This window comes from Treponema sp. R80B11-R83G3 (assembly GCF_054786115.1).
Window position 1 is genome coordinate 38,723 of the sequence record NZ_BDHF01000018.1, and the last position, 21,899, is coordinate 60,621.

Genomic DNA, 21,899 nt, shown 5'->3' on the forward strand with positions numbered 1-21,899 from the left:
CTCACTTTACCTTGAAGCGCAACGACGCTTTTTCAAGATTTTCGTTATATGCGCATAACGCTATATTTCCGCTTCCCGCGCCGGCTTTTATCATCGCAAGCGCCCTTCCTTCAAAAGTAACAACTCTTGTTTTTGTAAATCCCAAATTTTGCGTTAAATCGCCGGAACAGGCTCCCAGGAATTCAGCGTCCCCTTCCAGCGAAAACTCTATTAATTCTTCATTGGGGCAAAGAATGCCGTTTTTATCGGTAACATTAATTTCTATATGCGCAATTTCACCGGCTTTAAGATTAGCGTTATCAGAAATAAGTTTTATTTTTTGCGCCTTGTCCGCCGTCTTTAAAATATGCGAGCAGGCCTCTTTACCGTTATTGATTCCCTTTACTTCAATATTACCCTGAGCGTATTCAATAGTCCATTCTACAATTCCGTTTTTAAAATCAGCTCTTTTTCTGCGCCCCATTTTTTTAGCGTTAATCCACAGTTCAACTTCATCACAAGTTGTAAAAATCGCGATTTTTACAGTACTGCGCAAAAAATGCTCATGGTTAAGGTGGGATGTAAGTTGGGGGAACGACCAGCGTCCCCGCGTGTAGTCAGTTTTTTTATATTGATCATAAAAAGCCATATAGACGAAAGGCTCATCCGTCCACAAGCTTTTGCGGAAAAACGCGTTAGGTTTCATAAAACCGCAAATATCCAAAATTGATCCCGACCAGCCTTTTGATGGCCACGGGCTTTCTCCAAGATAATCAATTCCCGCCCATATAAACTGTCCTATTACATTTTCATTTTCAAGAACATACTGCCATGTATTTTTATCGCAAACGTCTTCATAGTTAGTTCCTACGCTTGAATAATACTCATAACACTCGGTTCCTACAATGGGCTTTTCAATTGACTTTATATAATATTCATATAACGGCTCATGGTAATTAAGACCCAATACATCAACGTCCTTCGCAAGTTTTTTTGTTAATTTGGCAAGTTCCTGCGGCGGTTCGTTCACAAGGGTGCGCGGAACCGCGTGCGGGGCAAGGGCGCATGTCACGGGACGGGAATCAATACTGCGGACGATAGCGGTTAATTTTTTTTGCAGTTCAAGCATGCTGTCCGCGCCCTGATTTTCCACTTCATTGCCGACGCTCCACATAAAGACGCATGGGTGGTTTCTGTCGCGCAGAATAAAATCCGTAAGGTCGCGTTGGGCGTCTTCGTCAAAATGCGCGGCATAATAACCGCTCTTCCATTTGTCAAAACATTCGTCTATTACATAAAATCCAAGCTCATCGCATAAATCCAAAAATTCTTCCGCTGGCGGATTGTGGCTTGTCCTTATCGCGTTACAGCCTAGAGCTTTTAAAATATTTAGCCGCCGCCGCCAAACCGCGTCATAGTACGCCGAACCCGTTATGCCGCTTTCATGGTGCAGACACACTCCTTTCAATTTTACTTTCTCCCCGTTTACAGTCATTCCCTTGTTATACGCAATCTCAACGGAGCGGACGCCGAAACTGACTTCTACAGGCTCCCCTGCCCCGCCCTCCTGCTTCAGATAAATTACTGCGCGGTACAAATTAGGCTCTTGCGCGGACCACAGCGCGGGGTTTTGGATACGCAAGGTTTGTTTCACCTCGGTTTCTTCTTTCCCACCGCAGTCAAAAGAAACTGAACCCTCCGCAGCGCAATTTCCATCGGGAGCAAGCAGGCGCAGACAAACGGCGCCGCCGCTTTTTTTATCGCGGCTGACAACCGTTACGGTTACGGCAACTTCGGCGGATTTTTTGTTAGCTGACAATACAGGCTCCACGTGAACGCCCCATGTTTTAATGTGCGTAACGGGATAAATTTTTAAAAAAACGTTTCTGAACAGCCCGCTGCCTGAATACCACCTGTCGGGCGCCTCACAGCCGTTGTCCAGCCTTACGGCGGCGACGTTTTTTCCCTCTTTTATAAAATCAGTAATATCAATCTCAAAACTTGAATAGCCAGACGCGCGTCCGCCCGCTTTTTTCCCGTTTATATAAACCGTACTGTTACGGTACGCGCCGCCAAAATAAAGATAAACTTCATTTTGCGCAATATCATTCAATGTAAATTCCTTGCGGTACCAGCAAACTCCCTCCCACGCGAAAAATCCCTGCATATTTTGACCTGTCCAGCCTTCTTTCGTCCCGCGATAAAACGGCTGTGATATAACCCAGTCATGCGGAAGATCAACATTTTTCCATGTGCTGTCGCAAAAATTCACCATATAGGCATTTTTCGCGTCTCCATGCAAAAATTTCCAGGACTTGTTAAAAAGAAGCGCTGAATTATCTTTCATATATAACCTCCAACCTTACGGATACTTTACCATATTTATAATAAATTGATAATATATATTTATGGCAAAAAACGGAAATATTAAAGTACTTATTATTGATAATCATCCGCTTTTTATTATGGGACTTTCAACTCTTCTTGAAAATACTTCTAAATTTAATATTATCGGAACAGCCGCAAGTTACGCCGAAGCGTTAAAAATTATTGAAAAGGAAAAACCATTACTGGTACTGATGGAAATCCGCATTGGCAATGAAAACGGACTTGAGTTTATTCAAAAATTAAAGTCCATAAATCCTGAAACAGCTATTTTAATTATTTCAATATTTGATGAGCGTTTATACGCTGAAAGGATTCTTCGCCTTGGAGCCAGAGGATATGTTTTAAAAACAGAATCCGCCGACGCCATAATGGAAGCGATAAATACGGTTTTGGAAAAAAATATATATTTAAGTGAAAATGAAAGAGAAAGGATATTTCACTCAACAGCGGAAAACATGGACAATGACGTAAAGCGCGACTGGATTACTTCCATACAAACGCTTTCTAACCGCGAATTAGAGATTTTTTCGCTTATTGCCAAGGGATTAGGCACTATTAAGATTGCGAGTATGCTGAAATTAAGCGCAAAAACAATTGATACGCACAAGGAGCATATAAAGCTAAAACTGCGCTGTAAAACGGCGCAGGAACTCAGGCAACAGGCGATAGAATGGGTTAATCACTCCGATAATTTTTAACGCCTGAGCTTCGCTTCAAAAAAACGCGATTGGGTTCTTAAAAGTTTTACATTTAATTTGATATTATTATATCGTCAAACCAAATAGAAACGCCCTTCATAGCGCCGTATTCGCTGACAAACTCCAGTCTTTGAACGTCTTTCCATGAAAATTTGCCCTCCGGTGAAAGCCATTTTTGAGTCGCGTTAACCCACGCCCCATGTTCGGTCATTTGCGAAAGAGGAATTTTCACAATGTGCCACTTCCCATCAGGCGGAAGAATATTTTCATTTATCGTATAACGCATGCGCCACGGAATCGCGTCCTCGCCGTTTAAAAAACGCGCGTCAAATTTAACTTGACTTTGCGTCCGCGCCTTAAACTCCAAATAAAAACCGTTATTAATAATTAAACTGAAATCATTTATTGAATTGTCAATGTCAAAATAAAACACATCGTACTGAGACGCGTTCCCCCAACGGATGGCAAACTCTCCCTGCGCCGAATTTGCGTCGTACAGGCTAAAATCCGCATTATCTCCCCAGTAACCGGCCGATACATATTTATTGTTCGGATAATCATCATAAATGACAAAACCGCCATTCAATGCTTGTTTTACGAGGCCAATCTGGGGGGGAGGATTAAAGCCCATAGCGCGTACCGCTTCCACATTAAGATCATTGTTAAAACTTCGCATATTTGAATTAAAAATTCCAAAACCGCCGTAATAATCCCAACTTGCCCTTGAGATATTTCTTTTATCAAGAGCGTCTGAAACAACTTTATACCATGTTACGCGATCTCCCTTTGGGCTGTTAGGAATAAATACGCCAAACTCTCCGCAGAAAACGGGAACATCCCTCTCTTTGGAAAAAGCGGTTACCTTGTTTAATGACGCGTAAAGCGCGATGGGGGCGGATTCATACGGGTAACGCGCTATAGCGGATTCAATCCATGTTCCCTTCAAATTGGCTGGGACTTTTGGCATTTTTTCCTTTACGTAAGGAAAGGGAACGCCTTTAAGCGCCGCTATTGAAGGCTCTCCCCATGTCGCACCCTGATGAGTGAAAACATACGGATCATAAAAATGAAACGTATAAATTAAATTTGCGTCAGGGTATTTTGGAATCGCGTCAAGCTTGTTAATCGAATTATAATCAGTCCCTCCAACAATAATCGTATGCTTCTGATCAATACGCCGTATGGCTTCAATCGCCTTCCCCTGAATTTCCCCCCACCGCGCGTCAGAAATACCGTGAGGTTCATTTAAAATTTCATATAGCACATAACTGCCGCGATCCTTAAAAAGACGCGCAATTTGCTCCCAAACGGGAATTAAAATCTTATCTATGTCCGTACTTGTAGGAAGCACCGGATCAAAAGAATGGTTGTCAATAATAATGTAAATTTCGTGTTTCTCCGCCCAATCCACAGCTATTTTTAAGAATTTAACCAAAAGAGGATCAAGGGTATAATTAGGGGCTCCGCCTGTCATACTGTGCATTTTTATAGGCAGCCTTATCACATCAGCCCCGAGGCTTTTAATGTCGATAAAATCCTGTTCGGTAAACTTTGTAAAAGGAATGCCTCCCGCGTTATTAGATTCAAACCACTCTGAAAAATTAAACCCTTTAGAAAAAGGCGCCGCTCGGACAGCCGCATCAACATTATCTGTTTCCGAATAATCAACCAATTTTGATTCAGTTGTGCTGTTGCTATTGCTGTTGCAGGCGGCCAGAATTATCGAAAGGATAAAAATTAATTTGGGTTTCATGAATTTTTCCATCTTTTTATTCTACCACAAACCACGCGAATCAACACGAACAGCGACATGATATGCGCAAAAAGTTACTGATTCTCGTGCGGTTCGTGGTAGATTTTTTTTATTTTTGGATACTTCTTTTAGCAAAGTACTTTACAGTAAATTATAATAAAACCTACTTATAAGCTTTTATAAGCTTACAATAAAAAAGGTGATTTAAACTTTCTTTAATTTACGTTATTATTATCATATCGGAATAAACCAATGATCAAAAACGCGTCATTTTTTGTCTTTTTAATACTAACCGCCGCCAATGCCTTTACGCAGGAAGCGTTGCTGCGTCCCGGGTTTTATAAAACAAGAGGAAAGGCGGATGAAATCCTTATTTTGCCGGGTACCGCATTTGACAAAAAAGCGGACGGATTCAGACATAAACACGGATACTATGGGATGTCTGCTTGGTCAGGTTCGGTAAAAGACCAAAAGATAATGTTTACCGCGACCGGAACCTTATCAGGTAAAAATATTTATTTTATTGTTGATGACGTGGACGCCAATAATATTCGTGAAAAAGCGGGAAACGCGTCTGTTTCTGTTGGCGCGTCAATTACATATACTATTTTAAAATACAGGGAATTTCGGGATAATACGGGACAAAAATGGGAGTGGCATCGTGATAATCGCGGATTTTAGGCTATTAAATAAAAATATTGTATGGGGAATGTATATCATACTCATGGTTACATCCATGTCTTGCAGTAAATCTAATATAATTAAACGGCCATTATCAGCAGCGCCTGAAGTGCCTCCCCTTATAAACGCAATTCAAAAAATTAAAAGAAATTCTTCTGAAATAAAAAAATATATTCTATTTGATAAAACCGGGGAATTAGTCGTAAAAGCCGACATCGAAGAAAAAGACAAAAAGGGGAATACTTTTTATTTCCAAGTGTTATACGATATGAAGCGCGCGAAAATTGACAATTCGGGGGAATACTTAATTACATTTGTATTAAAAGATTTGGAAACCGGAGAGCCTTATGAAGATAAACTCCTGTGGAAGCCTCAAAAAGACGATAGCGGGATTTTGCTTTCATTTGATGATCATTATTATAAATCATGGGAAAATTATTTTGGATTATTTGACCGTTATAACGCTAAGGTTACTTTTTTTGTCACGGGGACATATAAAACAAATTCGTATTTTTCAAGAGCGGCGTTGAAACGCGGACATGACATAGGGTATCATACATTAAATCATATGCGATTACCGAATATTACCATGCAAGATTTTCATATACAAACAATTTCACAGGTGGGCAATTTTAGAAACATGGAAGTGCCGCTTGTTTCCTTCGCCTATCCTTACGGGTTACACAGAACATGGATGCATGATGAGTTATTAAAAACATACAAGGTAGTAAGGGGGTACGATATTTGTTTTCATGTTTATGATCGTCAGACTATTCGTGAAGGCTTTATTTTTTCAAGAAGTATAGATAACATAACTTTTAAATATGAGGATGAATTTATCGCGGCAATTGATATTATGTTCAGAACAATAAAATTTACAGAGCAGAACCTTATTTTGCCTTTAACGTCTCATGATATTACAAACAAAATAACATGGGCTATTAAACCGCATCGCTTAGAGTATATCCTGCAAACAGCTAATGAATTACAGTTAAATTTTTATCGTTATAGTGATTTTTTTTAATAATAACGCTTGTCATTTTCATAATAATTTGTTATATTTCCCATATAGGGGGGATTATGGACGAAAATTTAGTTACATGGGATGATTCTTATTCTGTGGGTTTCGAACATATTGATAACCAGCACAAAGAACTTGTAAAAATGGTAAATGAACTCTACACGGCCTGTAAGATGGGGGCGCTTAAAGAGGACATAGTATATTTGCATACCGTCAGCAAAGCCTTGGAATACGCCAGAGTGCACTTCTCGGACGAAGAAAAATATATGGGCATTGCTTCCTATCCTGAACTGAACGAGCATAAAAAGCAACATGAAGAATTTGTCGTGGAGATTAAAAAGTCTGTTAAATTATTTGAAATTGGAGAAACGGCGCCGATTGAATTGGCCAATTTCTTGAAAAACTGGCTTCTTAACCACATCGCCATATCTGATAAGAAATACGCCCCGTATTTGGCAAAATTAGCTCAGATAACAGAGACTGTTAAATAAATAATAAATAAAAAGAATGAAAAAAATGACATCTCTAAAAATATTCGCGCAATTTTTCTTTCCAGTTGCCGCCTTTTTGGATAGTTGCCTTAACTCCCATGTCCGCGAGATTTTGTACCCTCTCATCATTACTGCTTGCCGTCACCGCGATAATTGTCATTGAATGGCCGGAAAATTGAAGCTGCCTTATTAATTCCTCGCCTTTCATATCAGGAAGCTCCAATCCGGTGATAACGCAGGATACTTTACGCGTCCCGATAGCATCCAATACATCTTCGCCTTTACTGAAATCTTCAGAATTAACGCCCAGTTCCGTCAAAAAGGATTTCATTACTTTGCGAAAAAACCCGCTGTTATCAACATGGATTACATTCATACCACCATCCCTTTAGGAACAATTTCCATTAAAATTGACTGATAAATTCCTTTTAACCAGTATACACGGGACAGTTAAAACTTGCAATGTTTTTTTAACAAAAATTCCCGCCATCTTTCAACAAAAAACGGTAATTTTGCTATATCTTTAACCCCATAGCCTGAATGATTTTTTTATCCAAATCCGCCGGGAACTCCCCCCTGAATTGCGTTTTAAAAACTCCAAAACCGCCAAAATAATCCCAGCATATCCACGGGATATTTTTCTTTGCAAGCTCGCCGCAGATAAACTTGTACCATGTTACGCGATCTTCCCTTGGGCTTTGTTTCATGAATACTCCGAACTCTCCGCAGAAAACGGGAACTTTTCTTTCTTTGGAAAAAGAAACCGCTCTTTCAAGAGTCTCGCTCAGTTTAACCGGCTTTGAATCCTTATCATATCTTTTTAAAGATTCTTCCACCCATGTGCCAATAAATGTTTCATGGACTTGAGGGATAAAATTCAAAGGAGAAGGAAACGGAAGATTCGACAGAGGCTCAAGAGACGGTTTATTCCATGTCGCGCCCTGATGAGTAAAAAGATGAGGATCATAAAAATGAAAAGTATAAATTAAATTTTTATCGGCATATACGGGGATTTGAAATAATTTTTCGATTGAGTTGTAATTTGTACCGCCTACAATAATAAGACGCTCTTTATCGAACTTTCGTATCGCCTCTACCGTTTTCCATTGGATTTCACCCCAACGCCCGTCGGCTATGCCGTGAGGCTCGTTTAATACTTCATACAGCAGATAATCACCGCGATCTTTAAAATGCAGGGCAATCTGTTCCCATACCGGAATAAGAATTTTATCAATATTATCATCTGTCGGATTAACCGGATGAAACGAATGATTATCAATAATAAGATAAATCTGATGTTTTTCTGCCCAATCAGAGGCGGCATCAAGGTATTTAAACAATTCAGGTTCAAGCGTATGATCTTTTTCGCCAAGAACAAAATTATGAAAAGCGATAGGAAGGCGGATAACGTCAGCCCCCAAGCTTTTTACATCTATAAAATCCTGTTCGCCAAACTTTTTAAAATCAATATCCTTAAAAGTACGCGATTCAAACCATTTAGAAAAATTAAATCCCCGCGAGAATGGAACATTTGCCATGTATTCTCCTTTTTCATAAATAATCAAATTCAAGCTATTTAATTTTATCGGAATTATTGATAAAATCAATATATGAATTATAAGTATCGTAATCCGATATTAAGCGGATTTTATCCCGACCCGTCAATTTGCCGCGTTGGAAATGATTTTTATCTTGTCAATTCGACTTTTGCCTATTTTCCCGGCATACCGGTTTTTCACAGCAAGGATTTAATAAATTGGAAACAGATAGGCAATGCCATTGACAGGCCGGGACAATTATGTTTTGAAAAACATAATATTTCAGAGGGGCTTTTCGCCCCCACAATCCGCGAAAACAACGGCGTTTTTTACATCCTTTGCACGCTTATAAATATGGGCGGTAATTTTATAATTACCGCGAAAGATCCAAGGGGGCCATGGTCAGAGCCAATCTGGCTTTCAGACGCTGACGGAATTGACCCTTCAATCTTTTTTGACGACAACGGAAAAGTCTGGTATATCGGCACTCACCCCGCGCCTGAAGGCGAAGCGTATTCAGGCAACTATGAAATTTACATCCATGAAATTGACATGGAAAAACTTGCTTCCGGAAAAAATCCGCTAATAGGCTCAAGCATTGGCTTATGGCGCGGCGCTCTTCGCGGCGCTATTTGGCCTGAAGGGCCTCACATCTATAAAATTGGCGGCTGGTATTATTTATTGCACGCCGAAGGCGGAACCGGCCTTGATCATGCCGTTTGCATTGCAAGGGCAAAAGAAATAAAAGGACAGTGGGAAGGCAAAAGGAGCAACCCCATCGTAACTCACAGGCATCTTGGTAAAAGGGCAAAAATAATTAATGTGGGACACGCCGATTTTGTTGACGATACCGATGGAAACTGGTGGATGGTTTTACTTGCATCGCGCCAATTTGAGGGCGTATGCCCTTTGGGGCGCGAAACTTTTATCGTTCCCATTATTTGGGAAAATGAATGGCCGTATATCGCTACTGATTCCGGACTTATCGAAGAAGGATTGCCGCAAGAGATCGCCATAGAAAACGATAATTGCGACCCGCTTGATTCCTGTGATTATTTTAACGGCAATTCTCTTCCATTCCATTGGCTAACCCTGCGAATGCCTGTTGATATAGAAAACACCGCCTTCAGTCTAACAGAACGAAAAGACGCATTACGCCTTTTTACAACGGCGGCCACGATGCGCGGGAAAGATCATCCGGCTTTCGCGGGAAGAAGAATCAGGCATAAAAATTGGTCGTTCCATGTTTTAATGGAATTTTACCCCAAAAAAGAAAGCGAAGCGGCCGGATTAATCTTACTGCAAAGCGAAAATTATCAGTACCGTTTGGAGAAATATCTTGCACCTAACTGTACTTTTATGATCCGCCTTATAAAAGCCGCCGGTAAAGAAGACGAAATAATCACTTCTGCGGAGTGTCCAAAAGATGAAACTCCGCTGATGTTAGCCGCTGTTAATAAAGACATGAAATTTTCTTTTTTTTACGGGAAAGACAATAACTCCCTTAAATGTTTAAAGGACAATATGGACGCGCGCCTTCTAAGCACGGAATACGCTGGCGGTTTTGTGGGAACATTGGCTGGAGTCTTTGCCACAGGCTGCGGAGAAAACACAGGCAATCATGCCGATGTAATATTTGCCGATTACAGGGGTTTAGCGTGAAAGATCTGTTAATGTCGCCTTTTTTTAGCGATGGAATGGTTTTACAGCGGGACAGCTACTTCCCTATTTGGAGCAGAGAAAAAATAACCGTCATCTTTTTGGGAAAAACTTATGAAGCAAAATCCGCAGACGGAAAATGGCTCATAACGCTCGATCCCGTCTCTGCTGGCGGTCCCTTTGAAATGCAAATAAAAAATACTGATGAATCAGTTACTATAAAAGACGTTTATTCGGGCGACTTATGGCTCTGCTCCGGGCAAAGCAACATGGAAACGCCAATGGAACGCCTTCGCGATAATTTCAGCGGGGAGTGGGAATTAAAAGAGTATCCCATTATCAGACATTTTAAGGTTCCTGCACAGTGGGATTTTTCTTCTCCTCGCGAAGATATTTCAGGCGGCAGTTGGCTAAAACCCTCCAAAGAGACGCTTGACGGTTTTACCGCAACTCCCTGGTTCTTCGCAAAATATATGTATGAAAAATACCGCGTCCCTATCGGGCTGATTAATACCGCGTGGGGCGGCACTCCGATTGAATCATGGATGAGCAGTGACGCTCTTGCGGACTTTCCGCAAAAAATCGCTCTTGGAGAACGATATGCTGACGCAGCAAAACGCGAAGAGGTTACCGGCAAATCGGCATCCGCCGTTTTTGAATGGGAAAAAAATATCGCCCATGAGGATATTGGCATTCCCCAAGAATGGAAAAATCCCGACACGGATATTTCTTCATGGGACGACATTACCCTGCCGGGAGATTTTTCAGACGCGGGGCTTATAAAGTTTTGCGGCGCGTTATGGCTTGCGAAAGATTTTGAAGTTGGGGAAGATTTTGCTTCCAAAGAAGTGAAAGTCTGGCTTGGCACTATCATTGACTGTGATACCGTTTTCATTAACGGCGTTGAAATCGGTAACACGGGATACCGTTATCCGCCGCGCAAATATGCATGCAAAGGATTGGTTAAAAAAGGAAAAAACCGCATCGTAATAAGAGTTATCTGCAATAGAGGCGACGGCGGCGTAACAGTTAATAAACCCTTCCGTATTTTTACTGATAATGAATCCGTGGAACTTCACGGAAAATGGAAATACAAGATAGGCATAAAAGCCCCAACGCGCCCCGAAGAATTTTTCTTCCAGAGCCTGCCGATGGGAAACTTTAACGCGATGGTCTGCCCTTTTCTTAAATATCCCGTTAAAGGAGTTATCTGGTATCAAGGGGAATCAAACGATTTTTATCCCAACGAATATAAAAAACTTTTTCCATTGATGATCAACGATTGGCGCAGGAAGAGCAATAATGACAAACTGCCGTTTATTTTTGTCCAACTGCCAATTTTTAAAGAGCCGTCAGATAACAGCGAAGCGCATGGCTGGGCCATTATTCGCGAAGCGCAGGCGGACGCGATGTCTCTGCCAAATACAGGTATGGCATGCGTCCTTGAGCTTGGCGAATGGAACGACATACACCCCCTTAACAAAAAAGACGTAGGTTACCGTCTTTTCCTCGCGGCGGACAAAACAGTATTTGCCGCAGACAATACTTCGCCGGGGCCGACAGTATCGCGTTTTGAGCGTCAGCAGGATAAAATTAACATATTTTTTAATAATTGCGGCGAAGGATTAAAAGCCGTGTATGAATCTTTGGAGTTTGAATCTTCTATCGTCTACGTCAGCGTTATCGGCGAAGACGCCAATGTCCGTCTGCCTGCAAAAATTGAAAGCGCAAACGCGATTAGTATCGATATATCGGGAATAAAAAATCCCAAAAAGATACTGTACGCGTGGGCGAATAATCCGAGGGACAGGCAGTTGTTTAACAGCGACGGTTTGCCCGCGCTTCCTTTTAAAATTGAATTAAAACAGGAGAATAATTATGTTTAACGCAAAAAAAACAAAAGACAAACTCATTGACTGGTTACGCGATTATTTTGAGAAAACCGGCCAAGACTGCTGCGCCGTAGTCGGCATCTCAGGCGGCAAAGACAGCTCTACAGTTGCGGCTCTTTGCGCGGAAGCTTTAGGAAAAGAGCGGGTTTACGGCGTTTTAATGCCGCAGGGAAACCAGCACGACATCGCCTATTCGCGCGAATTAGTCGAATTTTTGGGTATTAAGCAAATAGAAGTCAACATTAAAAAAAGCGTTGATGCCCTTCTTGAAAGCATAAAAGAGGCCTCTTTTTCCCTGAACAGGCAGTCCGTCATCAATATACCAGCCAGAATAAGGATGACTGCCCTTTACGCCGTATCCGCCTCCGTAAACGGCAGAGTCGCCAATACGTGCAATTTAAGCGAAGACTATATCGGCTACGCCACAAAATACGGCGACGCGGCTGGGGACTTTAGCCCCTTATCTCAGCTAACGGTTACTGAAGTAAAGTTGGTCGCGAAAGAATTATCGCTCCCCGCAAAGTTTATCGACAAAGTCCCCGAAGACGGCCTTAGCGGTTTAAGCGACGAGGAAAATATCGGCTTTTCTTACGCCGTCTTAGACAGGTATATCCGCGAAGGCGTTTGTGAAGACGCGGCTATTAAAGAAAAGATTGACAGGATGCATAGGTTAAATTTGCATAAATTGGAATTGATGCCTTGTTTTGGGAATAAATAGAGAAGATTTTTTTTTACCACGAACCACACGAACCTAGAAAGCAAAGATTTACTACAAATATGCGTATAGTAGAGAATTAAAGGGATCATAGGTTTTTGTCTGAGAGCTTAGCTGAGACTTCACGATAAGATAACTAACAAGAACCCCCTAACCCCGTTCTCTCTTACGATTATACAGGTAGTTAACGCTAATCCCTCTTTGTTCGCTCCCTGTTCGTGTGGTTCGTGGTAAAATTCCTCGTTTTTTTTCGAAAAATTTTTAAAAACAGTCAAGCAAAATGGTACTCTCGCGCCATATATAGGTAACAACAAAATTGTTGTTAAGGAGAGTAAATGAAAAATCAAAATCCTACCCAGTACGAGTGGGGCCCCTTCCCTTTCGAGGGCGGGACGCAAGTCTATGACATCCGTCATGATCCGGTGTTCAAAGCTGTATTCACAAGAGACACCGCAAATTCAAGAGCCGCTTTGTCTGATCTGATTTCAGCGCTTATAGGCAGCGTTATCAAGGTGGGGACAATCACAGCCAACGAACCGCCCGTCAGCGATTTTAGGCAGCGGTATTTACGTTTCGACATCGCCTGCAAAACAAAAAAAGGCGAGCCGATAAATGTTGAAATGTCTTTTAATCCAAAGGCTAACGAGCATGTGCGTCTTGAGTACCACGCCGCAAGGTTGTTCGCAGGGCAGGAACTTCATGGAAAAGGTAAAAATTATACCGATTTAAAAAAAACATATCAAATCGCCATTCTAGCGAAGAAGAAATTTTTCCCTGACAATGACCTTATACACGATTTCATTTACTACGATCCCAAAACCCGAATCTCTCTTGGCGGAAAGACCAGAATAATAACCGTCGAACTTGAAAAAACGAAACCCATAGTCGAAAAACCGATAGAAAAGATGACAACTGCGGAACGGTGGGCGGTATTTATAGAATATTTGACAGACGAGAAAAAAAGGGTTAAAATTGTTGATATAATTAATAGAGAGGAGGGCATAGCGATGGCGGTAAAAACGATGAAAGGCTTCACGCAGAGAGAATTGGACTACATACGCGAGTCTTATCGGATAAAATGCGATATGGACTATCAAGACGAAGTGGTAACTGCCCAGCGTAAAGCCCTAAAAGATGGCCGTAAAAGAGGCCGTAAAGAAGAAAAACTGAATATTGCGCGTAATCTCAAAGGAATGGGGATATCAATTTCTCAAATAGCTGAAGGAACTGGCCTCTCCACGGAGATTATCGCTCAATTGTGAGGATTTTTTCCCAAAAACCTCACACGAAGATCACGAAGGTGCAAAGAGCACAAAGGGGAAGAAAGGGAGGCTATCCATTTAAAAAACAGGAAGCGTGGAAAAACAGTTCGCTATTCACGGACTGTTTCCCCGTTCCCTTCCTCAACAGGCTAGAAAGTAAAAGAGCGTACTGCGCGGACATAGGAGGTACTGCTGCTGTAGTCCCAATTTTGATTACCACTATAGAAAAGTAGATCATAATAGCTACCAGAGCCATATACTGTTGATGACCAATAAGAATAAGTAGTATTAAATCCTCCAAGCGCCGGGCTATTTCTATGCAGATTTTGATACATGGAATTTAATTCCGTAATATCAGGAAGCCGCCAGTCTGTAAAACCGTTACCTTGGTAATTCTCAGCCATATTCTTTGCCGCAGCCCATGTGTACCTAGTGCTGCCAAGATCAGTTTTTGTACATTCCTTAAACTCGCTGCCGATCGCGTAAAAAATTATGCCGCCGCCAGGGCCGGTGTCTCCAATTTTATAGCCGCCCCTTCCACGTATTCTAAAGGCAAATTCTTCGTCATTCTCGCTGTTTGTTTTTATAATTACGGTGGCAGTAGAAGTAACTCCCGTCGCCGTGGGACTAAAGCGTATGGAAAAATCCGTGGTGTTTCCCGGAGTGACAATCGTGGATGCAATGGGTTGGAGCGTGACGCTGAAATACCCGGCATCGTTATCGTCAAGGTTAACCCGGTTACCGCTTACCGTTACAAAAGTCAAATTGGCTTCGCCTGAGTTCTGTACGATAAAAGTGATTTCTTTGGTACTGCCTGCGGTAACGGTTCCAAAATTAAATTCATTGTATGGAATAATTGTGGTATCACCTTGCTTTATGGTTATCTGCGGTTTTTTGGTATAGCCGGTTCCTTTGATGTTTACGGTAAACGCCCCGCCAGCGTTATTCAAAATGGTTAGAAAACCTGAGTCCGAGCCTTCGCTTGACGGAGTATACCCGATGGTAAATTCCGCAGACGCTCCCGGCAGAATTACAGTATTCGCAGGCTGGGCAAGAACCGTAAAGGTTCCAATGGATGATGTGATTACAGGATCCCCGCTCAACACAAGGTTGATATTACCGGTATTCTTTATGGTAAACGTTAATGATTTGCTGCTGCTAAGAAGCACTCTGCCGCAATCAAACGGAGTCAGCGAATTATTGGTGATAACCGTTGTATCTTGCCGCATTTCCAAAACAGGATTCCCTTGAACTCCGTTTGCCTTTAAATTGACAGTAACAGGATTGCGTGAGGTGTCATTTGTCGGAATTGTCAGGACGGCGTTATGTTCGCCAACTTTAACAGGCTCGCACTTGATGTTAAACGATGTTTGCGCTCCTCCCGCAATGGTACTGCCGGGAGTTGTCACTCTGGTAAAAGAAGCGGCATTCGCGCCGGTTATGGTGATATTCGCCGTATCAAGCGCAAGGTTGGCGTCGCCCGAATTCTTTACGGTAACGGTAATGGTTTTTGACAAAGTGAGAAGTATATCACTTAAGTCTATTGTTCCATCCTGTTGTATTTCGACGGTTTCGTAAAGAATAACTGCGGACGGCCTGGGAACTGTCCCTGTACCTCTGGCATTAAGTTTGAAAAGCGTGTTATTGCCATTATTATTTATGGTAATTTCTACGTTATCCGTTCCTTCTATCGTCGGCCTATACTGAACAACAAAATCCTGCGTTTCATTCGGGTTTAATTTTTTGCTAACAGGCTGGGTGGTGATTGTAAAAACAGCGTTTGACGATTCAACCGCCGGGTCTCCTGTCAATTCAAGGGCGATAGTGCCGGTATTTTTTATGGTGAATGTAAGTGATGTGGAATTCCCAACCCTGACCGGGCTAAAACTAAACGGGGTGAGGGAATTGTTAGTTATAACCGTAGTACCCTGCGTTAGCTGCAAAACAGGAGCGCCTGTTTCCGCCTGCGCTTGCAAATATACTTCAACCAACTCGCGTGAACTGTCATTGGTCGGTATTTTTAAAGTTGCGTTGTTTCCACCTTGTCTTACCGGTTTCCATTCAATTAATAATTGCGATTGCCCTCCCACTGAAATGCTTGGAGCGGGAGTATCCGTTACTGTAAAAGCGGCATTATCAACGCCTGTTATGGTGATATTAGCAGTATCAATAGTAAGAACTTGCGTACCGGTATTTTTAATTGTTACGGTAATATTTTTTGACAGGGTAATATAAGTATTTCCGGCATTGATTGTCCCGTTTTGGGGAATCTCATTGTTATTGTAAATAATTGTAGCGATTGGTTTTGGGGGCGCCCCTACGGCGTTAATGTAAAAGGTAAAATCGCCGTTTTGATCATTGGAACTTATAGTAACCGTTGCGGTATACGTTTGGAGAGCTTTAGGTGCAAAATTGATTTTAAAAGTCAGGGAACCGTTTGGGGCTACTTCTGAACCGGAGGGCTGGACAACCGAAAAAACACCCGCATCCGTACAGTTAATTTTTACCGGTTCGGTTCCTCCGGTAAAGAGTAATTTGCCCACGCCTGTATTTTTAAGGACAAAATCGACCTGCTTTGTGGAATTAATTATTGTTTCTCCAAAATTAAGCGTCTCGTTTTTTGCCACTCTTAAACTGCCATATTCAACAGTAACCTGTGACAAAAATGAAATCTGTGACAAACTTTTTCTGTTACCGCTGTTTGCCACTTCTTCAACCACCGAGGTATCCAGAAAAGTAAACGTTAAATCCTGATCGCTTACCGATACCGCTTCCGTCCTTAAAGCTATCCCAATATCCTTGCGGACAAAGGTAATGTACCCCGCTTTATCAACGTCATTTACCGTTAGCTGTTTTACCGATTGTGTCGTACGCGGCAGATCATTGGAACCAGGCGCGGAAAACGAAATGCCTGAGAACTTAACATCGGTTAAATCAAACGATGATTCGTTCTTAATGGTAAGGCTCGGCAGTTTGGCAGTTGAATTAACATCCGTATCATCACAAGCTATGAAAGCAAGCGCGATAATTACTGTTAATGTAAAAATTTTCTTCATTCTATGTTCTCCTAAATTTTTATATTGCTATTCCGTGTAATAAATCAAAATGTCATCTAGGGAAAGATAATAGTTGCGACTATTACCATTCCCATCTTTCTTTGCCCATATAATGTCATTTATTCCTGATTCAAGAACAAATTCACCAAAAGACCAGTCAATATTGGTTGTCCATATCGCTTTTTCTACGCCATTGATGGTGAAAGCAGTGCCGGCAGCGCTATAGTACTTATTGGCATACCAAAATGAAAGTTTTGCTCTTTTAGTTAAATTTATTTTAAGGTGCAGCAATGCCGTATTAGTGCCGCCGATTCTTATGGATTTAGCGCCGTTTTTGGGCGCAAAGAAATAAGAATAATTGTCTGAACTTGTACCTGACCCCGCCCCTGAATAATATTCAACAATGCTTTGTTTTAAGTAATACGGCTGTATTTCCCCTTCGGCGTCGTCAAACCATAAAACCGTACTCTGCACCGAACCAAGCGTACCGTTATTATTAGGATTATTTACCTCCACAATTACCGTGTTATCTGTAAAAGTAAATTCAATTTTTTGATTGTTCTCAACAATTATCAAATCCCTAGTGCGCGCGGTTATGGGATTCGATTTCCGCTTGAAGAAAATGTATCCCGCGCCGCCTTCAACCGTGTTTGTTACATTTGTACCGGTTTTGATTGAATTTTCGTATTGATTGTTGGAAAATGTAACGCTATTCCAAATAACATCGGTAATTTCAGTAAAAGATTGGTTATTAATTTTCAAGGTTGTATTTCCCGTTGTCCCACTGCCGCTTTTTGTATATGACCTGACGGCGCGAACTGATTTTGCATAAGATTTAGAATTAAAATGCTGCCCACCAGAATAAAAATCTTGATAATATGCGTTAGAGCTGCCATTTACATCTGAAGACCAATAATCATCATCTGAAAAACCGCCTTTGCCTTTCTGTTTAAGGTTTTTGTACATTAAATCCAATTCCATTCTGTCTGGGAGATGCCAGTCGGAAAATCCGCCGCCTCTATAATTACTGGCCGTAGACATTGCGGCATTCCATGAAGAATTGCCCAGTTCCCCGCTGCACTCTTTATACTGGCCGCCTTCAGCAAAAAAGATAGTGCCACCACCGAGGCCTTTTCCGCCTATCTCTCCCGTATCCTCCGCCTCTTCTTCGCACCCTGCCAAAACAAGCGCAAAAATTGCCAATACTGCAAAAATCTTCTTCATAATAATTCCCTTATCTAAAAATGATTGTTTGTTTTCTTATTCCCAGCCTCCAGCAGCGCCGGTTTTAGAACTGTCCAAATTATCAGTTGGCCCTGCGGCAGTTTCCCGCTTCTTGGTTCCGTTTGCGTTATACGCCACCTTTCCCACATCAGCCACATTGGTTTCGTCAATAGTGCCCCCGGTTTTGATGAAAGAGCCGACACTGCCAACATATACTCCACCTCCATAAGTGCTATACTCGGGATTGCCAGAGATATTACCGCTTATAGTTCCCCCGCTCATGACAAAAGTGCCGCCTTCAATATGAACTCCACCGCCATGCCCATAGGCGCTATTGTCACTGATAGTTCCTCCATTCATGCTAAACGTACCACCATGAATAATTACACCGCCGCCATATTTAAAATTTGTATTATAGCTATTTCCGCTTATTGTCCCTCCATTCATGGTAAATGTTCCTGATGATTCGATACCATAATTTTTGCAACTGCTTATGGTTGAACCGTTATTCATAATAAAAGTACCGCCTTCTTCAACAACTACGGTATTACCATCTTTATCGTTTCCATTCAGGGTAATATTATTTCCCAGTTCCAACGTGATGCCTCTCGGCACGCTAAACATTACAGACCCTGGATTAAAATCATCGTTAAAAATTTGACGGGAAATAGTATCGCCCTTAATGATAATTTTTTTCCCCGTCCCCGAAAAACTTTCAAAATAATCCAATGAAATACTGCCAGTTATGGTGATAGTATATGTACCGGCTGCCCCATTGTTAATTCTGTTCCTTGCTGTTGAAAATGCCGCCTTTGTATCCGCAGTAAGCTCAGTCGTGGCGGGGCCAGTAGGAGTACTGTTCAAGTCTTTTAAAGTGCCTGTATTATCAGGATTGGACGCTTCAACAATAAAAGTATTGTCATGAAACCTGAATGTATTGTCTTTCCCTTCTTCTACTACTACTAATTCTCTGGTACGCGCGACAATAGGATTGGATTTACGGTTAAAAAAGATGTAACCTTCGCCTGATTGAACAGTCTTTTTTATGGAACCGCTAATAGTCAAGGGGTCAAAATTATCAGCAAAAGAGACGCCGTGCCATGTTACATTTGTCAACTCGCTGAAACTTTCATTGCTGATTGTAAGCGTGGTTGTAGTTGTCGGGTTGTTCCCGTCGGATTCTCCGCATCCCACTAATAATAATAAACAGGCAAAAATAAGATAAACTTTCATATTACAATCCTCCATAATTAAAAGAATCAATGCTTCCCTGATTCGGCTTCCATCATATAAGCGATATCCTCAAGGGTATCAGAGCCGTCATTAGTTGTAACTGTAGTGCTGTTATCTATCGTAATTTCCCGATTATTACCTGAGTCACATGCTAATGCGGCAGTCTGACACTGCACCCCATATCCATCGTATATGTAATTAAGGTTCAGAAAAAATGAAATAGGCTTTGATGTATTGGCGGCGACTCCTTTGGTTTGGCTCGCGCCGCTGGCAATAGCGCCAAAAGTTGTTGACCCATATACGACATTTTTAAAATCGTAATCCGACACGTTCCTTATGGTAAGAGTTGTCCCATCACCATTCCCATTACCCGATGAATCCCCGTTATCACAAGCTGCTAAAATAAGCGTAAAAATTGCAATCATTGTAAAAATCTTCTTCATAATATTTCCCCTTATCTAAAAATAATTGTTTGTTCTCCGGTTTTAATAACTGAGCTTCCGTTATATGTAAAACTGTATATAAAACCATTCTGCGCGGTAAAATCGGGAATGGCGACTTCGTTAAATGTTGAGACTACAAGGTAACTCTGTAATAATTCTCCTTCTGTTGGAATATTTGACAGTTTGTATACTCCTGTTTTTCCGGGGGCAATGGGATAAATGCCATTACCGGCCTGCTGAAGTATTCTTCCAAAATCCCTTACTTCAACAGGCAAATTATGAGCGTTTAGCACTTTGATAAACGCCGACCTGAATTCAAGGTTTGTAGGCTGAGGTATTTGTTTGGTATATGACTCATTCTCTTCAATAACAAAATTTATTTGCACGTTAAAATCAAGACCGCTGGCAAATATATCGCCGCTATCTGTATCAAACGCGTCGTTTATCCGGTACAAATATTCAATGGAAAATGTCGTACCAAATCCGTGAGTATCGCTGATACGGACATCAATCTTTTTTGAAGCGCCTGCGGACAATTCCAGTAATACGGGGCCGCTAAAGGAATCCCGATGAATCTTTATGCTGTAGCTTGACTCATTAAAAAATGTTACTTTCCCTGTTTTTATTACCTCCTGATTATTTTTGTCATCGTCTGCAGAATCTTTGCAAGAAATAATCAAACATAATAAAAGCGCAAATAAAAAAACATTTTTAAAGATATGTTTATTCATGTACATTTTTCTCCAGATAAAACTCAGGCTACCGCTTTTTTATCAGGCAGCCTGAGTTATTAAAATGTTAGTTTGAAACCAAAAGATCGTTGGTATTCATCTGGGTTCCTGGAGACAGCCATGCTTCATAACTTGCGGCAAGCGCCGGATCCGCGCCATTTTTTAGAGTCAAAGAAACGGTATAAGAATATCCGTTTTGAATAATTACGCCGCTCGCGCTTGGATCGCTCTGAAACCTAACCGGAACAATAATCGTAGCTTGTGACATGGCAAGGTTAAGATTGAGCGAATCACCCGCTACCGCCCTGATTTCATAAGATTCCCGTGCGCCGCTGGTAATGCCCGTATATCCGCTTTCAGGGGTTCTGATTGTATTTGCAACTCTAAAATTCGCGTTCAAACTTGCGTTATTCCTTACTAGTATAGTAGCAAACGGAAGATTTACATCAGGAAAGGCTATATTGTTTGTTCCGCCCATCGGAAAATAATACGGCGACACGTCTTCAGTCGGTTGTTTAGGCTGAATATCTAAAGCTGACAGCGTATCACTTGGAGTAAAAGTAACGATGGATTTTGTAACATTATTGAAGGCAACCCAAACCGGGTACAATGTTAATTCATCACGGTCAGGAGATTGTATAACACGTCGGACTTCTCCTTTGGTAAGATAGGCGACTTTCGCGCCTTCCGGCGTATTTTTCCTAAGTTCCAATCCATAATCTCTGCTTCTATTATAAACCGTATACTGGTACGCGCCGTCTGTTGTAGAGACAATGTTGGTGGTGAATTTTTTCCCCTCACCGTATGTTACCATCGCCGTATGATCAATCCCTGATAGATCCTTAGCGGCCTCAAATTCAGTCTATTTAACCTCCCGCAATAACACATATCCGCCAACCTGATAATCAGATTTATCTGAAAAATTGACGTTATTTCTGGTACCTGCCTTTACGCCTCCAACAATGTAATTCAGACTTATAATCTCACCGGTAAATAAAAGCATGTCGTACTGGGTATTATTAACAACCTCAACAGTCCCATTTTGGTTATTTCGGAAAGAACCGCCATAGTACTGCGCATAGTCTCCTCCCGTCCCCGGATCATTGCCTCCTTCATCACCCCCACACCCCACGAG

General features: G+C 41.6%; 19 protein-coding genes. 8 read left to right on the forward strand and 11 right to left on the reverse strand.

Going from position 1 to position 21,899, the window contains the following annotated elements:
- Position 1: 1 nt before the first annotated feature.
- A complete protein-coding gene (locus ACYVRH_RS04515; RefSeq protein ID WP_461255736.1) occupies positions 2–2,326 on the reverse strand; it encodes a glycoside hydrolase family 2 TIM barrel-domain containing protein in 2,325 nt (774 codons plus the stop codon).
- A 61-nt stretch (positions 2,327–2,387) separates the two neighbouring features.
- Between ACYVRH_RS04515 and ACYVRH_RS04520 the strand changes: the two genes are divergently transcribed.
- Entirely contained in the window at positions 2,388–3,065 is a 678-nt protein-coding gene (locus ACYVRH_RS04520) for a response regulator (RefSeq protein WP_461255737.1), read from the forward strand.
- A gap of 52 nt (positions 3,066–3,117) precedes the next feature.
- On the opposite strand, the gene ACYVRH_RS04525 is transcribed toward ACYVRH_RS04520, so the two are convergent.
- A complete protein-coding gene (locus ACYVRH_RS04525) occupies positions 3,118–4,830 on the reverse strand; it encodes a glycoside hydrolase family 5 protein (protein ID WP_461255738.1) in 1,713 nt (570 codons plus the stop codon).
- 240 nt (positions 4,831–5,070) lie between these two features.
- Between ACYVRH_RS04525 and ACYVRH_RS04530 the strand changes: the two genes are divergently transcribed.
- From ACYVRH_RS04530 to ACYVRH_RS04540, 3 genes are read left to right on the forward strand one after another with little or no spacing between them, the layout of a single operon-like run.
- Positions 5,071–5,499: a hypothetical protein gene (locus tag ACYVRH_RS04530; protein WP_461255739.1), complete on the forward strand. Its 429-nt coding sequence runs from the start codon at positions 5,071–5,073 to the stop codon at positions 5,497–5,499.
- Positions 5,480–6,523: a polysaccharide deacetylase family protein gene (locus ACYVRH_RS04535; RefSeq protein ID WP_461255740.1), complete on the forward strand. Its 1,044-nt coding sequence runs from the start codon at positions 5,480–5,482 to the stop codon at positions 6,521–6,523. The genes ACYVRH_RS04530 and ACYVRH_RS04535 overlap by 20 nt, the downstream gene beginning before the upstream one ends.
- Before the next feature lie 56 nt (positions 6,524–6,579).
- Positions 6,580–7,011, forward strand: a complete 432-nt coding sequence (locus tag ACYVRH_RS04540) for a bacteriohemerythrin (protein ID WP_461255741.1) — start codon at positions 6,580–6,582, stop codon at positions 7,009–7,011.
- 34 nt (positions 7,012–7,045) lie between these two features.
- Here ACYVRH_RS04540 and ACYVRH_RS04545 read toward each other — a convergent pair whose 3' ends face one another.
- Positions 7,046–7,387 (reverse strand): response regulator, encoded by a 342-nt coding sequence (locus ACYVRH_RS04545; RefSeq protein WP_461255742.1) that lies wholly within the window; start codon positions 7,385–7,387, stop codon positions 7,046–7,048.
- 139 nt (positions 7,388–7,526) lie between these two features.
- On the reverse strand, positions 7,527–8,549 hold the full coding sequence (locus tag ACYVRH_RS04550) for a glycoside hydrolase family 5 protein (protein ID WP_461255743.1): 1,023 nt from the start codon (positions 8,547–8,549) through the stop codon (positions 7,527–7,529).
- A 72-nt stretch (positions 8,550–8,621) separates the two neighbouring features.
- On the opposite strand from ACYVRH_RS04550, the gene ACYVRH_RS04555 reads away from it, so the two are divergent.
- From ACYVRH_RS04555 to ACYVRH_RS04570, 4 genes are all read left to right on the forward strand, one after another.
- On the forward strand, positions 8,622–10,211 hold the full coding sequence (locus ACYVRH_RS04555; protein ID WP_461255744.1) for a glycoside hydrolase family 43 protein: 1,590 nt from the start codon (positions 8,622–8,624) through the stop codon (positions 10,209–10,211).
- Positions 10,208–12,094, forward strand: a complete 1,887-nt coding sequence (locus ACYVRH_RS04560) for a sialate O-acetylesterase (RefSeq protein WP_461255745.1) — start codon at positions 10,208–10,210, stop codon at positions 12,092–12,094. Before ACYVRH_RS04555 ends, ACYVRH_RS04560 begins: the two co-directional genes overlap by 4 nt.
- Positions 12,087–12,818, forward strand: coding sequence for an NAD(+) synthase (nadE, locus tag ACYVRH_RS04565; RefSeq protein ID WP_461255746.1), 732 nt, complete (start codon positions 12,087–12,089; stop codon positions 12,816–12,818). Before ACYVRH_RS04560 ends, nadE begins: the two co-directional genes overlap by 8 nt.
- Before the next feature lie 332 nt (positions 12,819–13,150).
- A complete protein-coding gene (locus tag ACYVRH_RS04570; RefSeq protein ID WP_461255747.1) occupies positions 13,151–14,077 on the forward strand; it encodes an Rpn family recombination-promoting nuclease/putative transposase in 927 nt (308 codons plus the stop codon).
- A 149-nt stretch (positions 14,078–14,226) separates the two neighbouring features.
- Here ACYVRH_RS04570 and ACYVRH_RS04575 read toward each other — a convergent pair whose 3' ends face one another.
- The 7 genes from ACYVRH_RS04575 to ACYVRH_RS04605 form a co-directional block, all read right to left on the reverse strand.
- A complete protein-coding gene (locus ACYVRH_RS04575; protein ID WP_461255748.1) occupies positions 14,227–17,133 on the reverse strand; it encodes a choice-of-anchor D domain-containing protein in 2,907 nt (968 codons plus the stop codon).
- Positions 17,134–17,160: 27 nt separating this feature from the next.
- Positions 17,161–18,357: an Lcl C-terminal domain-containing protein gene (locus ACYVRH_RS04580; protein ID WP_461255749.1), complete on the reverse strand. Its 1,197-nt coding sequence runs from the start codon at positions 18,355–18,357 to the stop codon at positions 17,161–17,163.
- A 36-nt stretch (positions 18,358–18,393) separates the two neighbouring features.
- Positions 18,394–19,590, reverse strand: coding sequence for a hypothetical protein (locus ACYVRH_RS04585; RefSeq protein ID WP_461255750.1), 1,197 nt, complete (start codon positions 19,588–19,590; stop codon positions 18,394–18,396).
- A gap of 26 nt (positions 19,591–19,616) precedes the next feature.
- Positions 19,617–20,033: a hypothetical protein gene (locus ACYVRH_RS04590; protein ID WP_461255751.1), complete on the reverse strand. Its 417-nt coding sequence runs from the start codon at positions 20,031–20,033 to the stop codon at positions 19,617–19,619.
- Positions 20,034–20,044: 11 nt separating this feature from the next.
- Positions 20,045–20,764 carry a hypothetical protein gene (locus ACYVRH_RS04595; RefSeq protein ID WP_461255752.1) on the reverse strand — a complete coding sequence of 240 codons (720 nt, stop codon included), beginning with the start codon at positions 20,762–20,764 and terminating at the stop codon, positions 20,045–20,047.
- 67 nt (positions 20,765–20,831) lie between these two features.
- Positions 20,832–21,578: a hypothetical protein gene (locus ACYVRH_RS04600; protein WP_461255753.1), complete on the reverse strand. Its 747-nt coding sequence runs from the start codon at positions 21,576–21,578 to the stop codon at positions 20,832–20,834.
- A 48-nt stretch (positions 21,579–21,626) separates the two neighbouring features.
- The coding region (locus ACYVRH_RS04605) for a hypothetical protein (protein WP_461255754.1) at positions 21,627–21,899 on the reverse strand (273 nt) is incomplete at its 5' end.